The 24,712-nt window shown below is 71.9% G+C and carries 22 protein-coding genes, 1 pseudogene and 2 riboswitches; of the genes and pseudogenes, 10 read left to right on the forward strand and 13 right to left on the reverse strand.

The window, feature by feature from the left end:
• Positions 1-16: 16 nt before the first annotated feature.
• On the reverse strand, positions 17-706 hold the full coding sequence (locus ACIQ9E_RS26055; protein WP_403710962.1) for a pyridoxamine 5'-phosphate oxidase family protein: 690 nt from the start codon (positions 704-706) through the stop codon (positions 17-19).
• 34 nt (positions 707-740) lie between these two features.
• On the opposite strand from ACIQ9E_RS26055, the gene ACIQ9E_RS26060 reads away from it, so the two are divergent.
• Entirely contained in the window at positions 741-2,078 is a 1,338-nt protein-coding gene (locus ACIQ9E_RS26060) for an aminotransferase class I/II-fold pyridoxal phosphate-dependent enzyme (protein ID WP_403710964.1), read from the forward strand.
• Between the two features lie 138 nt (positions 2,079-2,216).
• On the opposite strand, the gene ACIQ9E_RS26065 is transcribed toward ACIQ9E_RS26060, so the two are convergent.
• The gene (locus tag ACIQ9E_RS26065) at positions 2,217-3,392 is read right to left on the reverse strand and encodes a DMT family transporter (protein ID WP_403710966.1); all 1,176 of its coding nucleotides are present in this window, start codon (positions 3,390-3,392) and stop codon (positions 2,217-2,219) included.
• 74 nt (positions 3,393-3,466) lie between these two features.
• Here ACIQ9E_RS26065 and ACIQ9E_RS26070 point away from each other — a divergent pair, with 74 nt between their 5' ends.
• On the forward strand, positions 3,467-4,402 hold the full coding sequence (locus ACIQ9E_RS26070) for a LysR family transcriptional regulator (RefSeq protein WP_403710968.1): 936 nt from the start codon (positions 3,467-3,469) through the stop codon (positions 4,400-4,402).
• A gap of 27 nt (positions 4,403-4,429) precedes the next feature.
• Here the strand turns inward: ACIQ9E_RS26070 and ACIQ9E_RS26075 are convergent, their stop codons facing one another.
• Positions 4,430-4,873 (reverse strand): pyridoxamine 5'-phosphate oxidase family protein, encoded by a 444-nt coding sequence (locus tag ACIQ9E_RS26075; protein WP_403711255.1) that lies wholly within the window; start codon positions 4,871-4,873, stop codon positions 4,430-4,432.
• A gap of 216 nt (positions 4,874-5,089) precedes the next feature.
• Here ACIQ9E_RS26075 and ACIQ9E_RS26080 point away from each other — a divergent pair, with 216 nt between their 5' ends.
• The gene (locus tag ACIQ9E_RS26080; RefSeq protein ID WP_403710970.1) at positions 5,090-5,845 is read left to right on the forward strand and encodes an isochorismatase family protein; all 756 of its coding nucleotides are present in this window, start codon (positions 5,090-5,092) and stop codon (positions 5,843-5,845) included.
• A 48-nt stretch (positions 5,846-5,893) separates the two neighbouring features.
• Here ACIQ9E_RS26080 and ACIQ9E_RS26085 read toward each other — a convergent pair whose 3' ends face one another.
• Entirely contained in the window at positions 5,894-6,382 is a 489-nt protein-coding gene (locus tag ACIQ9E_RS26085; protein WP_403710972.1) for a Rieske (2Fe-2S) protein, read from the reverse strand.
• Between the two features lie 149 nt (positions 6,383-6,531).
• Positions 6,532-7,185 carry a TetR/AcrR family transcriptional regulator gene (locus ACIQ9E_RS26090; RefSeq protein ID WP_403710974.1) on the reverse strand — a complete coding sequence of 218 codons (654 nt, stop codon included), beginning with the start codon at positions 7,183-7,185 and terminating at the stop codon, positions 6,532-6,534.
• Between the two features lie 139 nt (positions 7,186-7,324).
• Here ACIQ9E_RS26090 and ACIQ9E_RS26095 point away from each other — a divergent pair, with 139 nt between their 5' ends.
• A complete protein-coding gene (locus ACIQ9E_RS26095; protein WP_403710976.1) occupies positions 7,325-7,960 on the forward strand; it encodes an SRPBCC family protein in 636 nt (211 codons plus the stop codon).
• 208 nt (positions 7,961-8,168) lie between these two features.
• Entirely contained in the window at positions 8,169-9,005 is an 837-nt protein-coding gene (locus ACIQ9E_RS26100) for a class I SAM-dependent methyltransferase (protein WP_403710978.1), read from the forward strand.
• A gap of 47 nt (positions 9,006-9,052) precedes the next feature.
• Here ACIQ9E_RS26100 and ACIQ9E_RS26105 read toward each other — a convergent pair whose 3' ends face one another.
• The 5 genes from ACIQ9E_RS26105 to ACIQ9E_RS26125 form a co-directional block, all read right to left on the reverse strand.
• Entirely contained in the window at positions 9,053-9,232 is a 180-nt protein-coding gene (locus ACIQ9E_RS26105) for a hypothetical protein (RefSeq protein ID WP_403710980.1), read from the reverse strand.
• Positions 9,233-9,257: 25 nt separating this feature from the next.
• On the reverse strand, positions 9,258-9,995 hold the full coding sequence (locus ACIQ9E_RS26110; RefSeq protein ID WP_403710982.1) for a hyaluronoglucosaminidase: 738 nt from the start codon (positions 9,993-9,995) through the stop codon (positions 9,258-9,260).
• Positions 9,996-10,706: 711 nt separating this feature from the next.
• The gene (locus ACIQ9E_RS26115; protein WP_403710984.1) at positions 10,707-11,858 is read right to left on the reverse strand and encodes a trypsin-like serine protease; all 1,152 of its coding nucleotides are present in this window, start codon (positions 11,856-11,858) and stop codon (positions 10,707-10,709) included.
• 693 nt (positions 11,859-12,551) lie between these two features.
• Positions 12,552-14,870 carry a 5-methyltetrahydropteroyltriglutamate--homocysteine S-methyltransferase gene (gene metE, locus ACIQ9E_RS26120; protein ID WP_403710986.1) on the reverse strand — a complete coding sequence of 773 codons (2,319 nt, stop codon included), beginning with the start codon at positions 14,868-14,870 and terminating at the stop codon, positions 12,552-12,554.
• A gap of 167 nt (positions 14,871-15,037) precedes the next feature.
• Positions 15,038-15,263, reverse strand: a riboswitch (cobalamin riboswitch).
• Between the two features lie 36 nt (positions 15,264-15,299).
• Positions 15,300-16,265: a cobalamin-binding protein gene (locus ACIQ9E_RS26125; protein ID WP_403710988.1), complete on the reverse strand. Its 966-nt coding sequence runs from the start codon at positions 16,263-16,265 to the stop codon at positions 15,300-15,302.
• 54 nt (positions 16,266-16,319) lie between these two features.
• A riboswitch (cobalamin riboswitch) is annotated at positions 16,320-16,506 on the forward strand.
• A gap of 209 nt (positions 16,507-16,715) precedes the next feature.
• Here ACIQ9E_RS26125 and ACIQ9E_RS26130 point away from each other — a divergent pair.
• From ACIQ9E_RS26130 to ACIQ9E_RS26150, 5 genes are read left to right on the forward strand one after another with little or no spacing between them, the layout of a single operon-like run.
• Complete coding sequence (locus ACIQ9E_RS26130) at positions 16,716-18,215, forward strand: CoA-acylating methylmalonate-semialdehyde dehydrogenase (protein ID WP_403710990.1); 1,500 nt, start codon at positions 16,716-16,718, stop codon at positions 18,213-18,215.
• A gap of 5 nt (positions 18,216-18,220) precedes the next feature.
• A complete protein-coding gene (locus ACIQ9E_RS26135) occupies positions 18,221-19,387 on the forward strand; it encodes an acyl-CoA dehydrogenase family protein (protein ID WP_403710992.1) in 1,167 nt (388 codons plus the stop codon).
• Positions 19,384-20,463, forward strand: coding sequence for an enoyl-CoA hydratase/isomerase family protein (locus ACIQ9E_RS26140; protein ID WP_403710994.1), 1,080 nt, complete (start codon positions 19,384-19,386; stop codon positions 20,461-20,463). The genes ACIQ9E_RS26135 and ACIQ9E_RS26140 overlap by 4 nt, the downstream gene beginning before the upstream one ends.
• A complete protein-coding gene (mmsB, locus tag ACIQ9E_RS26145; RefSeq protein WP_403710996.1) occupies positions 20,460-21,371 on the forward strand; it encodes a 3-hydroxyisobutyrate dehydrogenase in 912 nt (303 codons plus the stop codon). The genes ACIQ9E_RS26140 and mmsB overlap by 4 nt, the downstream gene beginning before the upstream one ends.
• A complete protein-coding gene (locus ACIQ9E_RS26150) occupies positions 21,368-22,147 on the forward strand; it encodes an enoyl-CoA hydratase (RefSeq protein ID WP_403710998.1) in 780 nt (259 codons plus the stop codon). Before mmsB ends, ACIQ9E_RS26150 begins: the two co-directional genes overlap by 4 nt.
• A gap of 291 nt (positions 22,148-22,438) precedes the next feature.
• Here the strand turns inward: ACIQ9E_RS26150 and ACIQ9E_RS26155 are convergent.
• From ACIQ9E_RS26155 to tsaD, 3 genes and pseudogenes are all read right to left on the reverse strand, one after another.
• Positions 22,439-22,620, reverse strand: a pseudogene (locus tag ACIQ9E_RS26155) (alanine--tRNA ligase-related protein); the annotation flags it as partial.
• Positions 22,621-22,648: 28 nt separating this feature from the next.
• The gene (locus ACIQ9E_RS26160) at positions 22,649-23,224 is read right to left on the reverse strand and encodes a GNAT family N-acetyltransferase (protein WP_403711000.1); all 576 of its coding nucleotides are present in this window, start codon (positions 23,222-23,224) and stop codon (positions 22,649-22,651) included.
• Positions 23,221-24,294: a tRNA (adenosine(37)-N6)-threonylcarbamoyltransferase complex transferase subunit TsaD gene (tsaD, locus tag ACIQ9E_RS26165; RefSeq protein WP_403711002.1), complete on the reverse strand. Its 1,074-nt coding sequence runs from the start codon at positions 24,292-24,294 to the stop codon at positions 23,221-23,223. The genes ACIQ9E_RS26160 and tsaD overlap by 4 nt, the downstream gene beginning before the upstream one ends.
• Between the last annotated feature and the right edge of the window lie 418 nt (positions 24,295-24,712).

Here is a 24,712-nt window from a genome sequence, read left to right on the forward strand (position 1 = left end):
GGGCTTCCCGATGGGCTCAGTACCCCTGGAGATAGGGGGGCAGCGCGACGGAGGGGTCGAGGTCGTCGGCGGGCAGTGGGGTGCCGTACACCCTGCTCACCGGGACCACGCCGGTCCAGTACGGCAGATCCTGGTCCTCCGGCTCGTCGTTGGGGCCGCCGGTGCGGATCTTCGCCGACACCTCGTCCAGGTCGAGCCGGAGGACGGCCGTGGCCGCCGCCTCCTTGGCGTTCGCCGGGCGGGAGTCGGCGGACCGGCCGGGCACCACGTGGTCGACCAGCGCATCGAGGGCGGCCAGCTTCTCCTCGGCATCGGTGACCTGGTGGGCGATGCCGTGGACCAGCACCGAGCGGTAGTTCATCGAGTGGTGGAAGGCCGAGCGCGCCAGCACCAGACCGTCGAGGTGGGTGACCGTCAGACAGACCGCGAGACCGGGGTCCCCGCCGCCCGCCATCCGCAGCGGACGCGAGCCGGTCGAACCGTGGACGTACAACCGCTCACCGACCCGTCCGTACAGCGTGGGCAGCACAACCGGGCGGCCGTCGCGGACGAAGCCCAGATGGCAGACGTACTCCTGGTCGAGTATCGCGTGGACCGTCTCGCGGTCGTACGCGGCGCGTTCCCGGCTGCGGGTGGGCACGGTCCGCTCGGTCGGGGCATAGGCGTCTGGGACCGCCGGGACGACATCGGGCGCGGCATCCGACATGACAACTCCATTGCACTAGTGCATAATGTGTTTTGTGCTAGGAGAGTATCGGATCGTGGGGCGTCGCGCATCGGACATTGCGGCCAGCGTGGAGCGCGGGGTGGCCGACGGCGCGCTGGAGCCCGGACAACTGCTGCCTCCCATGAGGGAGTTGGCCGAGGCCCTCGGGGTGAACCCGAATACGGTCGCCGCCGCCTATCGGACCTTGCGCGAGCGCGGGATCATCGAGACGGCGGGCCGCCGGGGCAGCCGGGTGCTGCCCCGGCCGGTCAGTACCGCGCGGGGGGCGCTGCGGGTCGAAGCGCCCCCGGGTGTACGGGATGTGAGCGAAGGCAACCCGGACCCGGCGCTGCTGCCTCCGCTGGAGGACGCCCTTGTCCACGCCGCGCGGAGCAACCGGCAGACCCCCCATCACGGTCTCTACGGGGGTCCCACCGTCGAGCCCGAGCTGGCCCGTCTCGCCCGCGCGGCGCTGGATGCCGGCGGGGTGCCGCCCGGACCCCTTGCCGTCACCTCGGGTTCCCTCGACGCCATCGAACGGGTACTTGCCGCGCATCTGCGGCCCGGGGACCAGGTGGCCGTGGAGGATCCGGGCTGGGGCAATCTGCTCGACCTCGTCCCGGCGCTGGGGCTGCGGCCGGTCCCTGTCCCCGTCGACGACGACGGGCCGCTGCCGGACGGTGTGGCCCGGGCGCTCGCCGCAGGCGCGCGGGCGGTCGTCGTCACCGCCCGCGCCCAGAATCCGACGGGCGCCGCGGTCGGCGCGGAGCGCGCCGCGGCGCTGCGGGACGTCCTTGCCCGCTTCCCGGGCACCCTGCTCATCGAGGACGATCACGGGCACGGCATCGTCGATCTGCCACTGCACCCCCTGGCGGGGACCACGGACCGCTGGGCGTTCGTCCGCTCCACGGCCAAGGCCTACGGCCCCGATCTGCGGACCGCCGTGCTCACCGGTGACCCGGTCACCGTGGACCGGGTGGCGGGACGGCAGTTCGTCGGTCCCGGCTGGGTGAGCCGACTGCTCCAGCTCGCCGTCGTCCGGCTGTGGACCACGGAGGCGATCGACCCGGCCGAGGTGGCGGCGGCCTACGGCAGCCGTCGGGACGCGCTGGTCGCGGCCTTGGCCCGGCGGGGCGTGCCCGCCCACGGGCGGAGCGGGATGAACGTCTGGGTACCGGTCGCCGACGAGACCGGGACGGTGGCCCGGCTGCTGCACGCGGGCTGGGCGGTCGCGCCCGGGGCGCGCTTCCGGATCGCGGCCCCGCCCGGTATCCGGCTCACCGTCTCCACGCTCACCGGGGACGATATCGGCCCGCTGGCCGAAGCTGTCGCCGAGGCCGTGGGGCCCGTAAGGCGGCGGAGCTACGGCTGACGGCACCCGGGCCCTGCTTCCCGGGCCCTGCTTCCCGGGCCACGCCTTGCCACGCCCCGCGCCTTCCGGGCACCGCTTGCGGCCTCCCGCGCCGCGCTTCCCACGGCCCCTGGGCGCCGGGCCGGAAGCGGAGCGGCCTCATATCTCCCCGGGGCCGTCCGAAGCTGCGCATCCCGGGGCCGGGGCGCGGACGGGTACCGGTTCGGCCCGTCCGGCCGCCACGGTCCGAGCCGGGGCCGGGGCGCTCGCTCCGGCTGCCGGAACCTCTCCGTCCACCCCGGCGCCCCGAGCCTGCGCGGACAACGGACCCCGGGCGGACGGGGCGACGGGCCCGCCCTGCGCCACCGGTGGCGCAGGGCGGGCCCGGGCCCGGGCCCGGGTCCTGGGCCGGGACTGGCTGAGCGCCGCACCCGCGATGATCACGACGGCGCCCACCGGAGTGCTCCAGCTCAGATGCTCGCCGAGGACCGTCACGCCCGCGACCGTCGCGATGACCGGGGTGAAGTAGGTGACCATCTGGGCCGTCGTCGGCCCGATCTCGGCGACCAGCCCGTACTGCACAAGCATCGCGAGGCCGGTGGCCAGTGCTCCGAGCGCGGCGACGGACAGCAGCGGCACCACCGGGAACGAGGTCGGGAAACCGGCGAACAGCGGGGTGACGACGGCGAGCTGGACCGTGGCGATCGTCAACTGGCCTGTGGTCAGCGACAGAGGGGAGTAGCTGCTCCCCGCCAGCGTCCGGCGGATGTATATCCAGCCGACCGGATAGCTCAGGGAGGCCAGCAGCGCCATCGCGGTACCGCCCGGGGCGATTCCGGAGAATCCCTGCCAGGCGCCGAGCACCGTGAGCACCCCGAGGAAGCCGATGCCGAGCCCGGCGACGCGGCGCCGGGTCGGCCGGTCCTCGGAGAGGGCGACCAGGGACAGGGCCATGCCCCACAGCGGTGACGTCGCATTGCAGATCGCGGCCAGCGCGGAGGGGATCGTCTCCTGGGAGTAGGCGAAGAGGGAGAACGGCAGGGCGTTCAGCAGGAACGCGGAGACCGTCAGATGCAGCCAGGTCCGCCGCCCGCGCGGCAGGCCCTCGCGCCGCACCGCGAGGGCCACGGCCAGCACCGCCGTACCGAAGACGAGACGGCCGAGGGTCACCTGGAACGGGGCGAACCCATGGGTGCCGACCTTGGTCAGCAGAAAGCTGAAACCCCAGACGACGGAGAGGAAGGCAAAGCGCAGGCGCCAGTCCACCCGGGAGCGGCGGGGCGCGGCCGGCAGGGCGGCGGAGGGGGCTGCAGCGGCCCGGGCGGCGGTGGTCATAACGTCTACTGTCACCTCCAGAATCTCGTAGCACAAGTGAGATTTTCTTCCGTGAATGGATTAGCATTCCTTACATGTTGAATCTGGAGCGCCTGCGGACCCTGGACGCCCTCGCCCGCCACGGTTCGGTGAGCGGCGCCGCCGAGGGGCTGCATGTCACGACCTCCGCCGTCTCCCAGCAGCTCTCCAAGCTGGAGCGGGAGGTCGGGCAGCAGCTGCTCGCCAAGAACGGGCGGGGCGTGCGGCTCACCGACGCGGGCAGACTGCTCGCCGGTCACGCCGCCCGGATCCTGTCCCAGGTCGAAGTGGCGCAGGCCGATATCGAGGCGCAGCGCGGACAGGTGGTGGGGGAGGTGCAGGTCGCCGCGTTCCCCACGGCGGCCCGCGGGCTGTTCCCCGGTATGCTCGCCGCCCTGCGCACCGGCCATCCCGAGCTGCGGGTGCGCACCCGCGAGACGGAGCCCGAGGACGGTATCCGGGGCGTCGTCCGGGGCGACTACGACCTCGCCGTCGTCCTCGACTGGAGCAATAAGCGGCTGCCCGTGCCCGGCGGGCTGACCCAGGCCCGTCTGCTCGACGACGCGCCCGATGTGGCCATGCCCGCCGGACACCCCCTCGCGGGCCGGGCGGAGGTCGATCCGGAGGATTTCGCGGACGACGACTGGGTGTCGTGGCCCGAGGGCGAGTTCTGCCACGAATGGCTGACGTTCACCCTGCGCTCGCGCGGAATCGAACCGCGCATCCCGCATCTGGCGGGCGAGCAGCACACCCAGCTGGCGCTGGTCGCGGCAGGCTGCGGGGTCTGTGTCACGCCCCGGCTGGGCCGCGGGCCGGTGCCGGAGGGCGTTGTGCTCGTTCCCGTACGCCGGCAGGTGATGCGGCATGTGTACGCGGTGTGGCGCACCGATGCCGACGGGCGTCCGTCCGTCCGGGCGGCCGTGGGAGCCCTGGCCGACGCGGCTGCGGTCGTCGGCGCGGCTCCGCAGGCGGGCCCGGCCGGGGCGCCCTGATCCGGGATGCGCGGGCCCGGCGCGTGATCAGGCCGGGGCCGGGCGCCCCGGTTTGCGGAAATCCCAGGACACGACCGCGTCCGGGGTGAGCCGCAGCCAGGCGTGGCGCCCGTCGTGCGGCATCGCGTCCAGGCCGAAGTTCTTCCGGGCGAACAGCTTCTCCGGCTTGCGCAGCTCCGGGCACGGTTCGCCGGTGCGCGGGGACTCCCCGACCGCGACCACCGTCCCCGACAGCTCCACGCCGCGCAGCTCGCCGTACTGCTCCCCGGCGTCCACCAGGACCGCGATCCGGGGATCGCGCCGCAGATCCGCCCAGCGGCGGCTGCGGACGACGGAGTAGAGCCACAAGGACGTGCCGTCCCAGGCGTACCAGAGCGCACCCGCGTGCGGGCGGCCGTCCGGTGAGACGGTTGCGACCCGGCAGGTCCGCTGTCCGGCGAGGAAGGCGTCGATCTCCCCGGGGGTCATCATGATCCGGCGGCCCCGGCGCTGTGCGGCCGTGGGCCGGTGCCGCTCCGGCACTGCCGCCACCCCCTCCCGGTCGGTACGGAGTGCCCGCACGGACTTGTTACCTGACGGTCTGTCAGGAAGGATGGATGGTACGCCTCCATGGCGCAAGGGTGCCGCGAGGCGCCGGATGCCGCGGGGTGGACGCGGTGACTCCGTACCCGGCGGAAGGACCCCGAGATGCCGTCCGGCGTATCCGAACCCGAACCCGAACCCTCATCCGGAACCGGAACCGGAACCGGAACCGGAACGGAAGCCGAAGCCCGGCCCGAAGCCGGAACTGAGACCGGGCCCGGGTCCGCGGCGCGCAACCGTCTGTCGCGGCTGCTCGACCCGGCCACCACCGTCCTGCTCACCGTCGAATGCCAGCGCGGTGTCGTCGGGATGCGGAGCGCCCTGCCCGAACTCGCCGCCGAGGCGCGGCGCTCCGGAGTCCTCGACCGGATCGCCCGGCTGGCCGCCGCCGCGCGTGCGGCCGGAGTCCAAGTGGTCCACGCGGTGGCCGAGCGCCGCCCCGACGGGCGGGGAGCCAATCTCAACGCCCCGCTCTTCCGGGCCCTCGCGGGCCTCCCCGTACAGCAGCATCCCGGCACCCCGGCCGTGGAACCCGAACCCCCGGTCGAGGCCGCGCCCGAGGACCTCGTCGTCCGGCGGCTGCACGGTCTGTCGCCCCTGGCCGGGACCGGGCTGGACCCGCTGCTGCGCAATCTCCGCTGCCGGACCCTCCTGATCACCGGAGTGTCGGCGAACGTCGCCGTACCCAACACCGTGTTCGACGCGGTCAACCTCGGCTACACGGCCGTCGTACCGCGGGACGCGATCGCGGGGGTGCCCGCCGACTACACCCCCGCGATGATCCGTCACACCCTGGCGCCCGTGGCCACCATCACCACCAGCCGGGCGGTGCTGGACATCTGGCGCCGGCCCGCCCCGTGACCCGGGCCCGTCCCCTGGCCCGGGCGGACGCCGCGCCACGGGCGGGTATCAGGCGAGCACGATGGAATCGCCCTCCTGCCGTACCGCGGTGGGCGGCAGTGGGCGCGGCGCCGGGCCGCCCTTGACGCTGCCGTCCGACGCGTCGAACCGGCTGTCGTGGCAGGGGCAGACGATGACGTTGTCCGCCACGCTCCGCACCGCGCAGCCCTGATGGGTGCATTTGGCGGAGAAGGCCTTGAACTCGCCTTTCACAGGCTGGGTGATCACCACATCGCCGACCACTTTGCCCCCTCCCTCGGGGATGTCGGCCGCCTTGGCCAGTACCTTGCCGCCGCCGTCGGTACCGCCGCCGTCCGTGGCGCCGCCCGAGGTGCCGCCGGTGCCCGGGTCCGTACTCCCGGCGTCCTTCTTGCCGTTCCCCGACGATTCGTCGTCCGAGCCGCACGCCGTCAGCGCGATCGCGAGACCGGCCCCGCCCACCGCGGCGACAACGGTCCTGCGGCAGACGATGGGGTGCTCCCGCTGTGATCCGGACATCTGTGTGCTCCTTCTGCTCGCGGTCCCGTGGGCCGGGTCCACCAGGATCGTCCGGCCTCTGCGGGGGAGTACGTGCCCGGTCGCGCACAGGTTCACCGTTTCGGGTCCGCAGGGTGCGCTGCCGGCACCCGACCGGATCCGGATCCGGATCAGGCGCCGCGCGCCGTGAGCACGTCCACCTCGGCCGCGAAGAGCAGGGCGGGGTCGAAGTCCATTCCGGCGAAGTGGCCCGCGAGTTCCAGGGAGAGCAGGCCGTGCACCCGGGTCCAGAAGGCCAGGGCCAGATGGAGGACCGCGGGCGGGGCGGGGTGTGCCCCGGCCCAGCCCCGGTGGTCCGCGAGATGGCCGTCGAACGGTGTCGGCGGCCCGGCCGGGGCGAGTGCCGCGCAGGCGTCGAGGAGGACGTCCATGATCTCGGACGAGATGCCCGTGATGTCCTCGGGCGCGTGGTAGCCGGGGACGGGGGTGCCGTAGACGAGCAGGTAGCGCTGGGGGTGTGCGAGGGCCCAGTCGCGCAGTACGTGCGCCAGCCCGGCGAGGTCGGCACCGGCCCCGGCGGCCGTGCGGACGGTATCGGCGAGGCTCCGGTACGCGTCCCGGACCAGCTCGGTGATGAGATCGTCGCGGCCGGCGAAGTAGCGGTAGAGCGCGGGCCCGCTCATGCCCATCTGCTTGGCGATCGCGTTGAGGGAGAGCGCGGACGCCCCCGCCGTGGCGATCTGTTCCCAGGCGCGCTCTTTGATCTCCGAGCGCACTTGGGCCCGGTACCGCTCCCGGGGCGTCCCCGGATCCGCGTCCCCCATCGACGGCCACCTCTCCCGATTTTCCGTTACGGCTCCAAGATTTCGTTAGAGGTTATCACTCAACTGGTTGACCGCCCGCTTCGCGAACCGTTATAACTTCTTACAGTCATGAGATCATGTAACTGACAAGGGGAACGACATGTCCGTCTTCCTGGGCACCGGCATCCGTGCCGCCCTGTGCACCACCTCCCTCCTCCTCGGTGTCCTCGGCACCGCGGCCGCGCCCGCCGCGGCCGGTCCCGACCGCCCCGGCGCGCCCCTCACCTGCCGCGGCAAGGGCGTCGACCCCGGTGCGAGCGTTCGCCACCGGACCGAGACCGTGATCGACGCCCCGCCGGCCACCATCTGGAAGCTCCAGACCGATATCGCCCGCTGGCCGTCCTGGAAGGGCTCCGCCACCAGCGCCGAACGTCTGGACCACGGCCCCTTCCGGAAGGATTCGGCCTTCCGCTGGACCCTCCCCGTACCTCCCAATCCGGTCACTCCCGCCACCGAGATGGAGATCACCTCGACCGTCGGCCAGCTCAAGCCCGGCTCCTGCATCCGGTGGGCCGGCCCCGCGACCGCCGAAGGGCTCCGCATCGACGGCATCCATGTGTGGACCTTCACCAAGGTGCCGGGCGGTGTCCGGGTCGCCACCGAGGAGACCCACACCGGCCCCCAGGTCGAAGCGGTCCCCGATATCGCGACCGGGATCCTCCGGCAGGGCCTCGAAGCATGGCTGCGCGATCTGAAGACCGCCGCTGAGACGGGATCCGGCGTCGGCCGGTACTGAACCGCGGCACGCCGGGGCCGCGCCTCCCGGCCCTCCGCCGAAGGGCCCGCGCCCTCCGGCCCTCCGCCGAAAGGCCCGCGCCCCCCGGTCATCCGCCGAAAGGCCCCGCCCCTCCGATCGCCGGTTCCGGCCGGGGTGTACTCCGCCCCGGGTACCGACCGCGGATCCGGGCATGATGAGGGGGGTGCGGGCGTCGAGGGAGGCAAGGGTGACGGACGGTGTTCCGGGGGCGGATGCCCCGATGCGCTCCGTGGTGCGCGAGACGTACGGTCCGGCCGATCTGGGCGCGGAGCCGATTTTCGGCGGCGGCTTCATCAACTTCGGCTACTGGCGGGCGATCGACTCGGCCCGGCCGCCGGGGGAGCCGGAGCGGATCCGCAGCCAGCAGGATCTGTACCGGCACGTTCTGGACGCCGCGGCCCTGCGGGCGCCGGACCGGCTCCTGGAAGTGGGCTGCGGACTCGGCCGGGGCTGCGCGCTGGCCCTGGAGGAGTACGGACCCGCAGCGGTGACCGGTCTGGACATCCATCCGCAGCAGTTGCAGCGCGCCCGCGACCTCCACCCGGACCTGCTCCGCCGGATGCCGGACCGGCTGAGGTTCGTCCGGGGAGCGGCCGAGCGGATCCCGTCGGAGGACGATGCGTACGACGTGGTCGTCAGCGTCGAGGCGGCCCAGCACTTCCCGGACCTCACCGCCTTCGCCGGGGAGACGGCGCGGGTCCTGCGGCCCGGCGGCCGTACGGCCGTGGCCGGCTTCTTCACCGTGGACGACGAGCCCACCCGGCCGGGGGAACTGGCCGAGCTGCTGGAGACCTTCGCGAACGGGCTGGACCTCGCCCGCCCGGTGGCGGCCCTCGCGGACGCGTTCTCGGCGGCCGGGCTCACGGAGGTGCGCGTCGAGCCGATCGGGGCATACGTCTGGCCGGAGTGGGACCGGTGGCTCAGCCGGTGGTGGGACGAGGGAACCTGGCCGCGGAACTTCCTGCGCGCCTACGAGCGCGGGATCCTCGACTACTACACGGTCACGGCCGTCCGGGCCCGCTGAACCGGAGCGCCGGTGGGGGCGCTCCGGCAGTGGACCGGGCGGCGGGGTCAGGGCGCGGTGTCGGCGGCCGCCTCCGTCTGCTCCGCACTGTTCGGCCCGGCCTCCGCCGACCGTATCCGGAGCATTTCGTTCTCCGCCTCCAGATGCGCGATGCGCTTGCGGGCGAAATACAGTTCCATGACGGCGTCATGGAATTCCGCGACCAGTTCCTCGGGTGTCAGTTGCACGGTCGTCGTCCGTCCCTGTCGCTGATCAGGCCGGGGCGATACGGGTGACGGTGCCGTTCGCGCCGCGCCACAGCAACTCGCCGGCCTGGGCGTAGAGCGCGCCGCCGCCCTTGGAGTCGACGGCCGTCGGCACGGTCGCGGCGTCGACGACCCGTACCGCCCCCTCGACCATCAGCGCGGAGTTGGCCCCCGGCCGCTGGACGATATGGAGCTGGGACCAGGGGGCGGAGCCCACCGCGAGACCGATGCCGACGCGTCCGCTGCCCTTGACGACGAAATCGTCGCGGCCGTTGTTGCGCAGACAGATCAGATTGCCCGTCGTGGCCCCGTCCGTGGCGGTCAGAAAGATGCCCTGGGTGGCTGTTCCGGCCGTCTTGAGGTCGATGGACACCGCGGCGGCGTCCGCATCGGACCCGTCCGCGTGGCCGATGTGCGAGATCTTCAGTGTGCCGCGGGTCTTCTCCCGGCCGGTGAGGTAGACGGCGGAGTTATCCGGATTGTCCGACACGATGTTCAGGGCGACCCCGCTGCCCGAGGTCCCGGCCTGGTAGACGGTCGCGGCGTGTTCGGTCGTGGACGTCGTCTTCAGGAAGGCGGAGTTGGCCGTCGAGTTCGTGCTGAAGCGTTCGGCCACCACGGGTCCGTCGAACGTCGTCGTCGGCCCCTGGGTCGCCGCGGCCGCCGCGGGCGTCGCCGTGCCCGCCGCCACGGTCACCGCACCCGCGGTGAATCCGCCCAGGAAGAGCCTCCGGTTCACAGCCATGCGTCCTCTTTCCCCTAGGCAAATGCACATGCCAACGGCATGTGTGAGCAGGACTCCGGCGGACCGGCAATGGTTGTACGCGATCGTGGTTCCGGCCGGGTGATGACCGCGTGATGACGGCGTGATGACCGCGGTGACGGTGCCCCCGTGCCGGGCCGTACCCTGCCCTCTCTCGACCGCTGGGACCAGCTGCTGAACCGCTCCAGGAAGGACGCGCCATGACCGGCCTGCGCCACAAACTGACCCGGACCGCCTCCGACGCGGCGATCGACACCGCCTGCCGGGCCCTACGGCTGCTCACCATGCGAGTCCGGTTCCCCGACCTCGTCGCCCGCCGAACGCGAATGGCTCTCCTCACCGGGGGTTCCCGGCCGAGTTGCAGATGTTCGAGTGCGAGGACCGCGACCGGCGACGCTCGGAACGACGCATGAGGGCGGCCAGCTGCCCTCGCCGGAAGCGGCTCTCCGATTCTGACTGCAGCGCCGACCCCAGCGTCGTCCCGGCTGTCGCCAACAACCTCGCCACCTGCGACTGGGTCAAGAAGTTCCGTGGGCCTGGAGCGCTCGCCCCGGGCCGAGCCGGACCGGGCGCGAGCGGCGGCCCTCCGGGCCGTGGACCGGCCACTGACGGTCGGCCGGTCGTCGTACGGTCCGGAGGATGTTCCCCGTGCTGGTGGCCACGGGTCCGTCCGTGACCGCCCGCCGACGGCTCCTACATGCGGGACCCCTGCTCGTCCCACATCAGCTTCATGGCGCTGCCAAAGTGCGGACTGTCGTTCTTGTTGCTGGTGCCGTTGCGGATGACGCTGGTGACGCCGTTGATGAACCCCTTGCCGGTCAAGGGGTCGTACTTGCGCAACCAGGGTCCCCCGCTGCCCCCTTCGTTGAAGCCGGACCCCTCCATCATGATCAGGGTCAAGTCGCGGTCGGACGTCTTGGTGCGACCGGCGTAGTGGTTCTGGGTGTAGCCCCCGCCGTGATTCACCGGGTAGCCCACCATGGTGACGTCCTCGGTGTCGCCGTAGTTGTAGGACAGGCCGTTGCCGCCGACCGCGTTGACCACCTGCTGCCCCTGAGCATTGGGGTTCACGGTGACCAGCGCGAAATCGTAGGGCAAGCCCCCGCCGTCCAGCCAATAGTCGAACGCGCGGATGTACTTGGCGACGAACTTGCCGTAGGGGGCCTCCTGGCCACCGGTGTTGTAGGCGGGCATGAACATCCAATTCTTCATCCACACCCGTTTGCCGGGGTCGCTGCCGCCCGCGCCGCTGCCCCCGATGGCGACGCAGTGGCCCGCGGTTGCCACCATCATCTTCGACGGACTGTTGATGGAGGCCGCCGAACATCCGTAGGTCTTCCCGTCGCGCGGGTTGGTGTACCAGACCCTGCCCACGGTACGGGCCAGCGGCAGGTTGGCCGGGAACGCCTTCCTGACCTCCTTCGCCGCCTCCTTCGGCAGGTCCCTCGCCCACTCCTCGGCCGTCACCAGGCCGGTGGCGGACGCGGGCGGTACGGAGCCGGGTGTGGAGGGCGCGGGGCCGGGTGTGGAGGGCGCGGGGCCTGCCGGGGACGCCGCACCGGACGTCGGCAGCCACTGGGCGTAGTCGGCGGCGCCGGCCAGCGGCGGGTCCTTCATGTGGTACTCCTCCACCGCCCGGGCCTCGGCCGGGGTGTCCACGCCGGTGGCGTGCTCCGACGTGCCCGTCCCCGTCGCGCCCGCCTCCTTCGGCTCCGGAGCCGGGGCCTGCGCGGAGGCGGGGCCGGCCGTCAGGCCGCCCATCGCCAGGGACGCCGCCGCCAGGACCCCCAGCAGCAGCTTGCCCTTGGTGCGCGAAACCCTCGGTGGTTTCGTGTGCGCTGTCATGCGTCCCCCTTCGAGAACGGGGGAACGGTTCGTCACCCCCGCTCCTTGAGCGTCGCCAGGCGTTCCGGCGTGGCGGAAGGGCACCCGTAAAGATCAGGCCGCTATGCGCCGGGGCGGTGGCAGGGGAGTGCGGCCGCGGGGAGCCGTCGATGATCAGCGAAGTTCCCTCGGCGGGCGGACCAACCGGATGTCTCAAACTGCGGCAGGAGATGGCGCGATAAGGCCGTACGTACGGTACGTAGGGCCACCCCGCACTCGCGGGGAGCGCCCGGCCTCTTCCTGGCCGATGGTTCCATGCCGCCGCCGGCTGAGTCCGGCAAGAACTCGAAAGGCCGGCATTCCGCCGCATCCGCCGTCCGGTCGGCTGCCCGAACTCGTCTCAACTTCGGTGAGGCTACTGCCGGGCCGGGCCGTCCCCGTTCGCCGGCCCCACCGGACCCTGCCGGGGCCGGCACTCGGGTCACCGGCCGGCTGGTTCGGATCCGCTTGCCCTGTGCGCCCAGCTGCCTGCGGAGTGCGTGCAGGGCCTCGAACTCCCGCATCGTCACCACCACCATGCGCCTGCCGTTGACGACAACGTGCTGCGGCTCGCGCTTCATCGGTAGGGACCCCCCTGGGCATCGTGGACGACCGCATCCCGACCCCGTCGGGGACGGAGGGCATGCGCCCTGCCGCCCCCGACGGGGATCCCCGTCAGGACGTGGGAAGTTCGCCGCGCACCGTACGGGCGGCGGCGACCAGGTTCTCCAGGGAGGCCCGGGTCTCCGCCCAGCCCCGGGTCTTCAGACCGCAGTCGGGGTTGACCCAGAGCCGCTCGGCCGGAATGGCCTTGAGACCAGTACGGAGGAGGCGGGCGGCCTCCTCGGCAGACGGCACGCGGGGGGAGTGGATGTCCCAGACACCGGGTCCGGCCTCGCGGGGGTAGCCGTGGGCGGCGAGTTCATGGGCGACCTGCATGTGGGAGCGGGCGGCCTCCAGGCTGATGACGTCGGCGTCGAGGTCGTCGATGGCCTGGACGATGTCGCCGAACTCGGCGTAGCACATGTGGGTGTGGATCTGGGTGTCCGGCCGGACACCGCTGGTGGTGAGGCGGAAGGACTCCGTCGCCCAGGCGAGGTATGCGGCGTGGTTGGCGGTGCGCAGCGGGAGGGTTTCGCGCAGGGCCGGTTCGTCGACCTGGATGACGGAGGTCCCGGCGGCCTCCAGATCGTTCACCTCGTCGCGCAGGGCGAGGGCGACCTGGCGTGCGGTGTCGCCGAGGGGCTGGTCGTCGCGGACGAACGACCAGGCAAGCATGGTGACCGGGCCGGTGAGCATGCCCTTGACCGGCTTGTCGGTGAGGGACTGCGCGTGAGAAGTCCAGCGGACCGTCATCGGCTCGGGTCGGGAGATGTCGCCCGCGAGGACCGGCGGCCGGACGTAGCGGGTGCCATAGGACTGGACCCAGCCGTGCTGGGTGGCGAGGTAGCCGGTGAGCTGCTCGGCGAAGTACTGCACCATGTCGTTGCGCTCGGGCTCGCCGTGCACCAGGACATCGACCCCGGTCTTCTCCTGGAAGGAGATCACCTCGGCGATCTCGGCCCGGATGCGCTCCTCGTACCCGGCGGTGTCGATCCGGCCGGCCCGCAGATCGGCCCGCGCCACCCGCAGTTCGTCGGTCTGCGGGAAGGAGCCGATGGTGGTCGTCGGCAGGTAGGGCAGCCCGAGGCGCTCGCGCTGTGCCACGGTCCGTTCGCCGTACGGCTGGGAGCGGCGGGCATCCGCGTCCGTGATCGCCCCGGTGCGGGCGCGGACCGCGGGGTCCCGGGTGATCGGGGACACGGTACGGGAGGCGAGGGCGGCCCGGTTGGCGGCGAGTTCGCCGGTGATGGCGTCGGTGCCCTGGGCGAGGCCCTTGGCGAGGGTGGCGATCTCGGTGGTCTTCTGCCGGGCAAAGGCCAGCCAGCGGAGGATCTGCGGGTCGATGTCCCGTTCGAGGGAAGCGTCGAGGGGGACGTGCAGCAGAGAGCAGGAAGCGGCGACATCGACCCGGTCGGCGAGGCCGAGAAGGGTGCCGAGGGTGGCCAGCGACTTGCCCAGGTCGTTGATCCAGATGTTGCGGCCGTTGACGACTCCGGCGATCAGGCGCTTGCCGGGCAGTCCGCCGACGGCGGCCAGCTTCTCCAGGTTGGCGGCAGCCGACTCGGTGAAGTCCAGTGCCAGGCCGTCCACGGGCGCCTTGGCGAGGACGGGCAGGGCCTCGCCGAGGTGGTCGAAGTAGGAGGCGACCAGCAGCTTCGGACGGTCGGTCAGGGCGCCGAGATCACGGTAGGCCCGGGCAGCGGCGTTCAGCTCGGCCGGAGTGCGGTCCTGCACCAGAGCGGGTTCGTCCAGCTGGACCCACTCGGCCCCGGCGGCCCGTAGATCGGCGAGGACCGACGCGTACACCGGAAGGAGCCGGTCGAGGAGGGTCAGCGGGTCGAAGTCCGCGGCCACCCCGGGGGCGGGCTTGGAGAGGAGGAGATAGGTGACGGGACCGACCAGGACCGGGCGGGGCGTGTGCCCGAGGGCGAGCGCCTCGGTCAGCTCGCCGACCTGCTTGGCCGGGTTGGCGGTGAAGACGGTGTCCGGGCCCAGCTCGGGGACGAGGTAGTGGTAGTTCGTGTCGAACCACTTGGTCATCTCCAGCGGGGCGACGTCCTGCGTGCCGCGCGCCATGGCGAAGTAGCCGTCCAGCGCGTCAGCGGCGACAGCGGCCCGGTGCCGGGCGGGGATCGCGCCGACGAGGACGGTGGTGTCGAGGACGTGGTCGTAATAAGAGAAGTCACCGGTCGGGACCTCGTCGATACCGGCGTCGGCCAGCTCCTGCCAGTTCCGGCGGCGCAGGTCGGAGGCGGCGGCGGTCAGGGCATCGGCCGTGATACGGCCCTTCCAGTAGCCCTCGATGGCCTTCTTGAGTTCCCGGTGCCGGCCCTGGCGGGGGTAGCCGTACACGGTGGACCGTGCTGCCGCGGCTGCGGACTTCGATGTCACGGAGATCTCCTTCGCGAGATGAATCCCTGAGATCCCGGAGGCGGGGACGAGAGCGCGAAGGGGCGACGGACCGGACGGACAAGGGCCTCGCGCGGCATGCGCGGCCTTCCGCTCGGTATGTTCGCCGACCCGCCCTCGAGGTCACCGGGATATCCGCACACGGAATGGTCCGTGCACGGGCAACGGGCAGGTCTTCGGACTCGTGGGCCCACCCACCGGAATCTTCCGGCGGACACCTACTGGCCGTCGCTTCCCAGACCCGTCCCGGGTCCAGTGCATATGACGGCGGTCGTTCCCACTTACCGCTGCGGGGCAGTCCCGGATTCCCACCGGGTTCCCTCTTACGACGCACCTGCCTGGCGGACAGGGCGAACCAGTCGCGTCGGCCAGCTTACGGTGCCGCTGATCCTCACGACAGAGGCGCGTCCATTATGTGGATGATGATCTGAGACGAGTGGTCCGCTGTCCGATGGGCCGGACGTCGGCCAGTCGGCGGGCCTCCGCCGCGGAGACGGGCTCGCCGGGCGCTGATCCGTGCAGGACATGCGCCAGGACCTCCACTCCGCGAACCACACGAGGGCCGGGGCGGTTGAAGTACGCCGGTCCGTCGAGAACCCAGACCTCGTCTCCGCGTACGGCGGGCAGCTCCGCCCAGCCCGGCAGCGCCGTCAGCAGTTCCCGCCCCCGCTCCGTGCGCTCCGGGCTGAAGCCGCACGGCAGAAGAAGGAGAACCTCGGGCCGGGCGGCGACCACGTCCTGCCACGTCATCGGCTTGGTGTGCTCGCCGGGCGCCGCCAGGAGGGGCAGTCCGCCCGCGTGGGTGATCTGCTCGGGGACCCAGTGGCCGGCCGGCCAGAGCGGGTCCAGCCACTCGATGGCCACGACCCGCGGGCGGCGACGGCCCGCCGTCGCCTCGCGTACCGCCGCCAGCCGGGCGGAAAGCTCCGTATGACGCAGCCGTGCCGCGCTCTCGACTCCGAGGAGTTCCCCCACCCGGACCAGGCATTCCAGGACATCGTCCAGGGTCCGGGGTTCGAGGCTGAGGACGCGGGCCTCGCCCTCCATCAGGCGGACCGCCCGCGAGACCGAGGTGTAGGAGACGGCGCATACATCGCAGAGGTCCTGGGTGAGGATCACATCGGGGGCGAGCCCGGCGAGCGCGTCGGTGTCCAGGCTGTAGAGCGACGAGCCGGAGTGCCGGGATCCGCCCACCGCATCCGAGATCTCCCGGCTGGTCAGCGCATCCGCGGAGAATTCCGCGGCGGTGACGACGGGTACGGGCGCCACGTCCTCGGGAGGCCAGTCGCACTCATGGGTACGCCCCACGAGATCACCCGCGAGGCCCAGTGCGGCGACGATGTCGGTCGCGGCCGGAAGGAGCGAGACGATACGCATGGCCAGACCTTACGTCCCCCGGGGGAGTGGCGGGGTGGACTTGCTAGGACGTCCAACTATATCGTCGGAGGCAGTACCCGCGGTGCAGGGAAGCCGGTGTGAATCCGGCACGGTCCCGCCACTGTGACCGGGGAGTGCGCGCTCCAGCGAGATGAGCCACTGACGGGAGGACCGTCGGGAAGGCCGGAACGCGTGCGGAGATCCGGGAGTCAGGATACCGGCCGTGGGTTTGTTCCGTGTTGTCCACGAGGATGGAGCAGACACGCATGGCAACGGTCCGTATCCATGGCCCTGTTGATCCGGCGAAGCACGCGCGCTCTGTGACCGGTGATTAGCCCTCGCGGCCTCCGTCTGCGCGTTCACGGCTGATCCCGCCACCACCGCCCGAGCGGCGTCGTGACGCGGCTCCGCCGTGCCATCCCCGGATCCACCTGACGAGAGCAGGCTTCCATGGTCCGTGAACTGACACACTTCACCGGCGGCAAGCGAACTCCCGGCACCTCCGGACTCTATGCCGACGTGTACGACCCCAATACCGGACAGGTCCAGGCGAAGGTGCCCCTGGCCGGGCGGGACGAGGTCCGCGCGGCCGTTGCCGACGCCGCCCGGGCGCAGACTGAGTGGGGTGCCTGGAACCCGCAGCGGCGGGCCCGGGTGCTGATGCGGTTCCTCCAGCTTGTGGAGGGCGAGCGCGAGGCCCTCGCCCGGCTGCTCTCCGCCGAGCACGGGAAGACGATCGCCGACGCACAGGGGGACCTCCAGCGGGGACTGGACGTGGTGGAGTTCGCCGTCGGCATCCCCCACCTGCTGAAGGGGGACTTCACCGACAGCGCCGGCACCGGCATCGACGTCCACTCACTTCGGGCTCCGCTCGGGGTCATCGCGGGCATCACGCCGTTCAACTTCCCGGCGATGATCCCGCTGTGGCAGGCCGCACCGGCCCTTGCCTGCGGTAACTCGTTCATCCTCAAGCCCTCGGAGCGCGACCCCTCGGTCCCGCTCCGGCTCGCCGAGCTCTTCCTGGAGGCGGGACTGCCGCCCGGGGTGTTCAACGTCGTCAATGGAGCCAAAGACGCCGTGGACACGCTCCTGGAGGACTCCCGGGTGCAGGCCCTGGGCTTCGTGGGATCCACCCCCGTAGCGGCCCATGTCTACGCCACCGCCGCCGCCCGGGGGAAACGGGCCCAGTGCTTCGGCGGCGCCAAGAACCACATGATCGTGATGCCCGACGCCGACCTCGACCAGGCCGTCGATGCCCTCATCGGCGCCGGATACGGCTCGGCCGGGGAACGCTGCATGGCCATCTCGGTGGCCGTACCCGTGGGCGAGGAGACCGCCGACGCGCTCGTCGCCCGTCTCAAGGAACGGGTCGGAACCCTGCGGATCGGCCGCTCCGACGACCCCGCCGCGGACTTCGGCCCGCTCGTCAGCCGGGACGCACTCGACCGGGTCCGCCGCTCTGTGGACACCGGAGTCGATGAGGGCGCCGAACTCGTCGTCGACGGGCGGGGTTTCACCCTGGAGGGCCACGAGGACGGGTTCTTCGCCGGCGCCTCCCTCTTCGACCGGGTCTCACCGTCGATGAGGATCTACCGAGAGGAGATTTTCGGCCCGGTGCTGTCGGTGGTCCGCGCCGCCGGCTACGAGGACGCCCTGCGACTGCCGAGCGAGCATCCCTACGGCAACGGAGTCGCGATCTTCACCCGCGACGGGGACACCGCCCGCGACTTCACCCGCCGGGTCGACACCGGCATGGTCGGCGTCAACGTACCCATCCCGGTCCCCGTCGCGTACCACACCTTCGGCGGCTGGAAGCGGTCCGGCTTCGGCGACCTCGGCCAGCACGGACCGGATGCCATCCGCTTCTGTACCCGCGCCAAGACCGTGACCTCCCGCTGGCCCTCGGGGGTCAAGGAAGGCGCGAGCTTCACGATCCCGACCATGGGGTGACGGCCATGACCACGACCACCCTCACCAGGGACCGGACCCTCACCGGCGACCAGCTCGCCCTCGCCGAGGTCACCCTCGACTTCGCCCAGAAACATCTTGCCCCGCACGCCGTCGCCTGGGACCGGGACAAATACTTCCCCGTCGACGCCCTGCGCAAGGCCGCCGCACTCGGTCTCGGCGGAATCTATGTCAGGGAGGACCACGGCGGCTCCGGACTGACCCGCAGCGACGGTGTGCTGATCTTCGAAGTGCTGGCCATCGGCTGTCCGTCCATTGCCGGGTACCTGTCCATCCACAACATGGTCGCCTGGATGATCGACCGATACGGCGACGACACCCAGCGGACCCGCTGGCTCCCTTCCCTGTGCACCGCCGGCACCCTGGGCAGCTACTGCCTCACCGAGCCGGGCACGGGTTCCGACGCTGCCGCCCTGACCACCCGTGCCGAACGGGACGGGGACGGCTACACGCTCACCGGGGTGAAGCAGTTCATCTCCGGAGCCGGCGCCACTGACGTCTACATCGTGATGGCCCGCACCGGCGGGGGCGGACCCGGCGGGATCTCCGCCTTCGTCGTAGAGAAGGACGACCCCGGACTCTCCTTCGGGCCCAACGAACACAAGATGGGCTGGAACGCCCAGCCCACCCGGCAGGTCGTCCTCGACGGCGTACAGGTGCCCGCCGACCGCAGGCTCGGCGCCGAGGGCGACGGCTTCCGCATCGCCATGAACGGACTCAACGGCGGACGTCTCGGCATCGCCGCCTGCTCCCTCGGCGGCGGACAGACCGCGCTGGACCGCAGCATCGCCCACCTCGCCGACCGGGAGGCGTTCGGAACGAGACTCATCGACGCCCAGGCGCTTCAGTTCCGCCTCGCCGACATGGCCACCGAACTCGCCGCGGCCCGCGCCCTCGTCCGCCAAGCCGCCCACGCCCTGGACCGGGACGACCCCCGGGCGCCACAGCTCTGCGCGATGGCCAAGCGATTCGCCACCGACACCGGCTACTCCGTCGCCGACCGCGCGCTTCAGCTCCACGGCGGCTACGGCTACCTCAGCGAGTACGGCATCGAGAAGATCGTCCGAGACCTGCGGGTCCACCGGATCCTGGAAGGAACGAACGAGATCATGCGCCTCATCGTGGCCCGGGGCATCACCGAGGCGGTCCGATGACCACCTCCCCGAACGACGACCCCGTCCTCCTGCGTACCGAAGGCCGCGCCGCCCACCTCACCCTCAACCGCCCCAGGGCCCTCAATGCCCTCACTCACGACATGGTCCGAACCCTGGCCGACGCTCTCGACCGCTGGGAGAAGGACCCGGCCGTGGAGACGATCGTCATCACCGGCGCGGGAGAGCGGGGCCTGTGTGCCGGAGGAGACATCCGCGCCATCCACCGGGACGCGGTATCGGGTGGCACCGCCTCGGCCGACTTCTGGCGCGACGAGTACCGGCTCAACGTCCGGATCGCCCGCTACCCGAAACCGTACGTCGCCCTGATGGACGGCATCGTCATGGGCGGCGGCGTCGGCATCTCCGCCCACGGCACCGTACGGATCGTCACCGAACGCTCCCGGATCGCCATGCCCGAGACCGGCATCGGCTTCGTGCCCGACGTCGGAGGCACCTACCTCCTGGGACTCGCCCCCGGTGAACTCGGCACCCACCTCGCCCTGACCGGAACCCCGGTCGGCGCGGCCGACGCCCTGCTGTGCGGCCTCGCCGACCACTACGTCCCCTCACATGCCCTGCCGGCCCTCCTCGCCGGCCTCGCGCACGCCTCCGTACACGAGGTGCTCACCCGCCATGTCCGCCCGGCACCGCCCGGTGAGCTCGGAGCCCGGCGGGCGTGGATCGACACCTGCTACACCGCGGATACGGTGGAGGAGATCGTCGAGCGGCTGACAGCACACGCTGATCCCGCCGCCCGGGAAGCCGCCAGGACCCTGAGGACAAAGGCCCCGACCGCACTCAAGGTGACCCTCGCCGCCCTCCGGGGGGCACGCCTGCTCGGCCCCCTGGAGCGCGTACTGGAACAGGAGTACCGGGTCTCCTGCGCCGCCCTGACCCACCCCGACCTCGCGGAGGGAATCCGGGCCCAGGTCATCGACAAGGACCGTGCCCCCCGGTGGCACCCGCCCACCCTCGAAGAGGTCGGCACGCATGACGTCGACCGGTTCTTCGCCCCCCTCGGCGAGCGCGAACTGCGCCTCGCCGCCCACGGCCCCCTTCAGGAGGTGCCCTGGTGAACAGCGTCATCGCCTTCATCGGACTCGGTCGCATGGGCGGCCCGATGGCCGCCAACCTCGTCCGGGCCGGACACCATGTCATCGGCTACGACCTCGTGTCCGCCTCGCTGGACGCGGCCGTCGCAGCCGGAGCCGGGAGAGCGGCATCCGCCGTCGACGCCGCGGCCCACGCGGACATCGTGATCACCATGCTGCCCGCCGGACACCATGTCCTCGCCCTGTACCGGGACGAAGGAGTGCTGGCCGCCGCCCGGCCCGGCACCCTCTTCATCGACTGCTCCACCATCGACGTCGCCGACGCCCGGACCGCCCACGAAGCCGCCACGGCAGCCGGCCACCGCGCCCTGGACGTACCGGTCTCCGGGGGCGTCGTCGGAGCCGAAGCCGCCACCCTGACCTTTATGGCCGGGGGCGGCGCACCCGAGTTCGCCGAGGCCGAACCGGTCCTCTCCGCCATGGGGAAACGCGTCGTCCACTGCGGAGGCGCGGGAGCCGGGCAGGCGGCGAAGATCTGCAACAACATGATCCTCGGCGTCTCCATGATCGCCGTCAGCGAGGCGTTCGTCCTCGGGGAGTCCCTCGGGCTCTCCCATCAAGCCCTGTTCGACGTCGCCTCCGCCGCGTCGGGCCAGTGCTGGGCCTTGACCGTCAACTGTCCCGTCCCCGGGCCCGTCCCGGCCAGCCCTGCCAACCGCGACTACCGACCCGGCTTCGCCGCCTCCCTCATGGCCAAGGACCTCGGCCTCGCCGCAAACGCCCTGGCGGCCGGCGGGGTCGCAGCCCCGCTCGGCAGCAGGGCCGCCGAACTGTACGCCGCCTTCGCCGCCGGTGAGGGCGCCGATCTGGACTTCTCCGCCATCGTCCGCACTCTTCGTACCCTCGGCGCACAGAACGGGGCCACTGCATGAGCACGCCGTACGAGACGATCCTGCTGGAACGCACCGGCCGGGTGGCGCTGCTCACCCTCAACCGCCCGAAGGCCCTCAACGCCCTCAACCTCACCGTCATGAACGAGGTCGTGGCCGCGACCGAGGAACTCGACCGCGACCCGGGCATCGGCTGCATCGTGATCACCGGCTCCGCGAAGGCATTCGCGGCCGGCGCCGACATCAAGGAGATGCGCCCCCAGAGCTACATGGACATGTACCTCAGCGACTGGTTCACCGCCTGGGACCGCCTCGGCCGGCTCCGCACCCCCACCATCGCGGCCGTCTCCGGCTACGCCCTCGGCGGCGGCTGCGAACTCGCCATGCTCTGCGACATCCTCCTCGCGGCCGACACGGCCGTTTTCGGCCAGCCCGAGATCAAACTCGGCGTCATCCCAGGCATCGGCGGCTCCCAGCGCCTCACCCGCGCGATCGGCAAGGCCAAAGCCATGGAACTGTGCCTGACCGGCCGCACCATGGACGCCGCCGAGGCGGAGCGCGCCGGGCTCGTCTCCCGGACCGTTCCTGCAGACGACCTCCTCACCGAGGCCCGCGCGGTTGCCCGGACCGTCGCGGAGATGTCCCTTCCGGTCGCCATGATGGCCAAGGAAGCCGTCAACCGGTCCTTCGAGACAAGTCTCACCGAAGGCGTGCGCTTCGAGCGGCGGCTCTTCCACGCGGTGTTCGCCACCGCCGACCAGAAGGAGGGCATGGACGCCTTCGCCGAGAAGCGGTCCCCGGAGTTCCGGCACGGCTGAACGCCTGTGGGAAGACGGCTGATCCCACTGGCATGCGGCCGGCCGGCTCCCTCTGCCGGCGGTGTCATCTCTCCGATAGCAGGGTGGGGCAGGCCGGCCGGCACCTCGCTGACCCGGCCCGCCGGTGCCGCCGCCCTGGGCGATGTCCGCCGAGCCGCCACCGCGCCCGGCGAGCAGCCGCTTGACCGGGGTGGCCGCATGCTGACCCGAGGTCCCGGCGGCCCTGTTGACGGCCGGGACCAGGACGGCCGACCGGCCGGGGGCGGCGGCGGACGCCACCGGGGCCGGTGCGCTGGTCGCCCGCGGCCACGGCGGGGCCTGTTCGCCGGTCGGATACGGCTTGAAGGGAACCATGCCGCATTGACGAAGAGGAGCGTCGGGTCCGGGGTGGGCAGCGGCGCACCGGGGACGACGGTACGGCCCCGGGCGGCGAAGAAGCCCAGGAAGCGGGAGCGGATATCGGCGGTACGCAAGGGAGGGCCCCGGCCGCTCGGAGGAAGGTCAGAGGGGGAGAGGGACAGCCGCACGGTCCGGATGCGCAGGCCCGAGGAAGACCACGAGACCGGTGCCCCCGGGTGCCGGATGAGTGGCCTGTGCCCAGCCCAGGCGCCGGTAGAGGCCGAGGGCTTGCCGGGCCCGTACGGAGGTCAGCAGCCAGCACCGGCCCTCCGGTGCGTCAGCCGTCACCGCTTCGAGCAGCGCGGCGCCCGTGCCCCGGCCCCGGGCCGCTCCGGCCAGCGCCAGTTCGTCGACCTCCCGGCTGCCGCACAGCCATCGCATCGTGCAGTCCGTGCCCAGGGCCGCTGCTATCTCCGGATAGCAGCGGTTCGCCGGGAAGACCGATGGCGTCGTCCAAGCGGTCGCGAGCCCGATCACGCCATCGCCGTCGAAGCCCAGCGCTGCCACGAAACCCGGCCGGGAGACATCGTCGGACAGCCGTCGCACGAAATCCGACGCCCGGCCCGCGTCCTCGTACCACGGCGGTCCGGCGAAGGCTTCCGTGTACACCTGCTCCAGGTCCGCCTGGTGTCCGAGCAGCTCGCCCGGCGGCACCCGGCGTACGGACGGGGCGTTCATCCGGCGCGTACCGCAGACTCGGCGACGGGGTGCAGGGCCGCGTACTCCAATGGGGCGGAGGGGTCGATGGAGACGTTGAGCTGCGCAGGCGGGGCACCGGCGCGGACGAGGAGATCGCCAACGGCCGCGATCATGGCGCCGTTGTCCGTGCACAGGGTCAGCGGCGGCACCCGCAGCTCCACCCCGGCCGCCGCGCACCGCTCCTCGGCCAGGGCCCGGACCCGGGAGTTCGCCGCGACCCCGCCGACCACCACAAGGGTGGCGACCCCGTAGGCCCGGCAGGCGGCCAGCGCCTTACGGGTCAGGACGTCCGCGACCGCCTCCTGGAGCGAGGCGGCGCCGTCGGCCACCGGCAGTTCGGTGCCGTCGAGCCGGTGCTTCTCGGCCCAGCGGGCGGCGGCGGTCTTCAGCCCGGAGAAGGAGAAGGCGTACGAGTCGTCCCGCGGGCCGGTCAGCGGGCGGGGGAAGGCGACCGCGCAGGGATTGCCCTCCCGGGCAGCCCGGTCGATGGCCGGTCCGCCCGGATACGGCAGCCCGAAGACCCGCGCCACCTTGTCGAAGCACTCACCCGCCGCATCGTCCACAGTGTCACCCAGATGGATGATCGGGTCCCGGACGAGATCCCGCACCAGCAGCAGCGAGGTGTGCCCGCCCGACACGATCAGGACCATGCAGGGGTCGGGCAGCGGACCGTGCTCCAGGGTGTCCGCGGCCACATGTCCGGCGAGATGGTGCACCCCGTACAGCGGGACGCCCGCCGCATAGGCGAGGCCCTTCGCGCCTGCGAGGCCGACTTGGAGCGCGCCCGACAGGCCCGGCCCGGTCGTCACGGCGACCGCGTCGATATCGGAAAGGTGCAGTCCCGCCTGGTCCAGTGCCTCCCGTACCACCGGATTGAAGGACTGGAGATGGGCCCGGGCGGCGATCTCCGGCACCACACCGCCGAAACGTGCGTGCTCGTCCATGCTCGACGCCACGACATGGGCCAGCAGTCTGCCGCCGGTAACGATGCCCGCGCCGGTCTCGTCGCACGACGACTCGATGCCAAGCACGATGCGCTCCTCGGACATGGCCACTCCCTCACACTGGTTTCGCAAACCAAGTGTAGTTGCGAACTATGTGCAATAAGGGCTTCGCCGGTCACCGGGGCCGTGGCTCCGTGAGACTCCCGGCCCGGAGTCTGCGCCGTCCGCCGGGAGGGCTCCGGGGGGTCGACCCCGCCGTTGATGAGGGCGGAGGCAGGGAAGAGATGCGCAGCCGACTGTTCCGCCTGGCGTACGCGGGGGCTTGGCTGCGCTATGGCCGGGCGCGTTCGTCGTGGCTGTGTGCTGTTGTGCCTGGTGATCGTGCCGGTGGCCTCTCGGCGGTGCGGACAGTGGGTGACAGTGGAGTCATCAATGGTCCAGGGGATGCCCGATTTCGTGAACCGGGCATCCCCTGCTGCAAGTCCGCTGCGCGGTCGGATTACCGGGGTGTCTGCGCCTGGGG

Source organism: Streptomyces sp. NPDC094448, assembly GCF_044763775.1.
In the GTDB taxonomy this organism is placed as follows: domain Bacteria; phylum Actinomycetota; class Actinomycetes; order Streptomycetales; family Streptomycetaceae; genus Streptomyces.

Excerpts from the sequence above, each read along its gene's own strand:
- ACIQ9E_RS26150 (WP_403710998.1), top strand. The coding sequence starts at position 21,368 with ATGAGCACGCCGTACGAGACGATCCTGCTGGAACGCACCGGCCGGGTG.
- ACIQ9E_RS26095 (WP_403710976.1), top strand. The coding sequence starts at position 7,325 with ATGTCCGTCTTCCTGGGCACCGGCATCCGTGCCGCCCTGTGCACCACC.
- ACIQ9E_RS26080 (WP_403710970.1), top strand. The coding sequence starts at position 5,090 with ATGCCGTCCGGCGTATCCGAACCCGAACCCGAACCCTCATCCGGAACC.
- ACIQ9E_RS26070 (WP_403710968.1), top strand. The coding sequence starts at position 3,467 with ATGTTGAATCTGGAGCGCCTGCGGACCCTGGACGCCCTCGCCCGCCAC.
- ACIQ9E_RS26135 (WP_403710992.1), top strand. The coding sequence starts at position 18,221 with ATGACCACGACCACCCTCACCAGGGACCGGACCCTCACCGGCGACCAG.
- ACIQ9E_RS26130 (WP_403710990.1), top strand. The coding sequence starts at position 16,716 with ATGGTCCGTGAACTGACACACTTCACCGGCGGCAAGCGAACTCCCGGC.
- ACIQ9E_RS26085 (WP_403710972.1), bottom strand. The coding sequence starts at position 6,382 with ATGTCCGGATCACAGCGGGAGCACCCCATCGTCTGCCGCAGGACCGTT.
- ACIQ9E_RS26110 (WP_403710982.1), bottom strand. The coding sequence starts at position 9,995 with ATGGCTGTGAACCGGAGGCTCTTCCTGGGCGGATTCACCGCGGGTGCG.
- ACIQ9E_RS26090 (WP_403710974.1), bottom strand. The coding sequence starts at position 7,185 with ATGGGGGACGCGGATCCGGGGACGCCCCGGGAGCGGTACCGGGCCCAA.
- ACIQ9E_RS26115 (WP_403710984.1), bottom strand. The coding sequence starts at position 11,858 with ATGACAGCGCACACGAAACCACCGAGGGTTTCGCGCACCAAGGGCAAG.
- ACIQ9E_RS26160 (WP_403711000.1), bottom strand. The coding sequence starts at position 23,224 with ATGAACGCCCCGTCCGTACGCCGGGTGCCGCCGGGCGAGCTGCTCGGA.
- ACIQ9E_RS26065 (WP_403710966.1), bottom strand. The coding sequence starts at position 3,392 with ATGACCACCGCCGCCCGGGCCGCTGCAGCCCCCTCCGCCGCCCTGCCG.
- ACIQ9E_RS26140 (WP_403710994.1), top strand. The coding sequence starts at position 19,384 with ATGACCACCTCCCCGAACGACGACCCCGTCCTCCTGCGTACCGAAGGC.
- ACIQ9E_RS26125 (WP_403710988.1), bottom strand. The coding sequence starts at position 16,265 with ATGCGTATCGTCTCGCTCCTTCCGGCCGCGACCGACATCGTCGCCGCA.
- tsaD (WP_403711002.1), bottom strand. The coding sequence starts at position 24,294 with ATGTCCGAGGAGCGCATCGTGCTTGGCATCGAGTCGTCGTGCGACGAG.
- ACIQ9E_RS26055 (WP_403710962.1), bottom strand. The coding sequence starts at position 706 with ATGTCGGATGCCGCGCCCGATGTCGTCCCGGCGGTCCCAGACGCCTAT.
- ACIQ9E_RS26075 (WP_403711255.1), bottom strand. The coding sequence starts at position 4,873 with ATGATGACCCCCGGGGAGATCGACGCCTTCCTCGCCGGACAGCGGACC.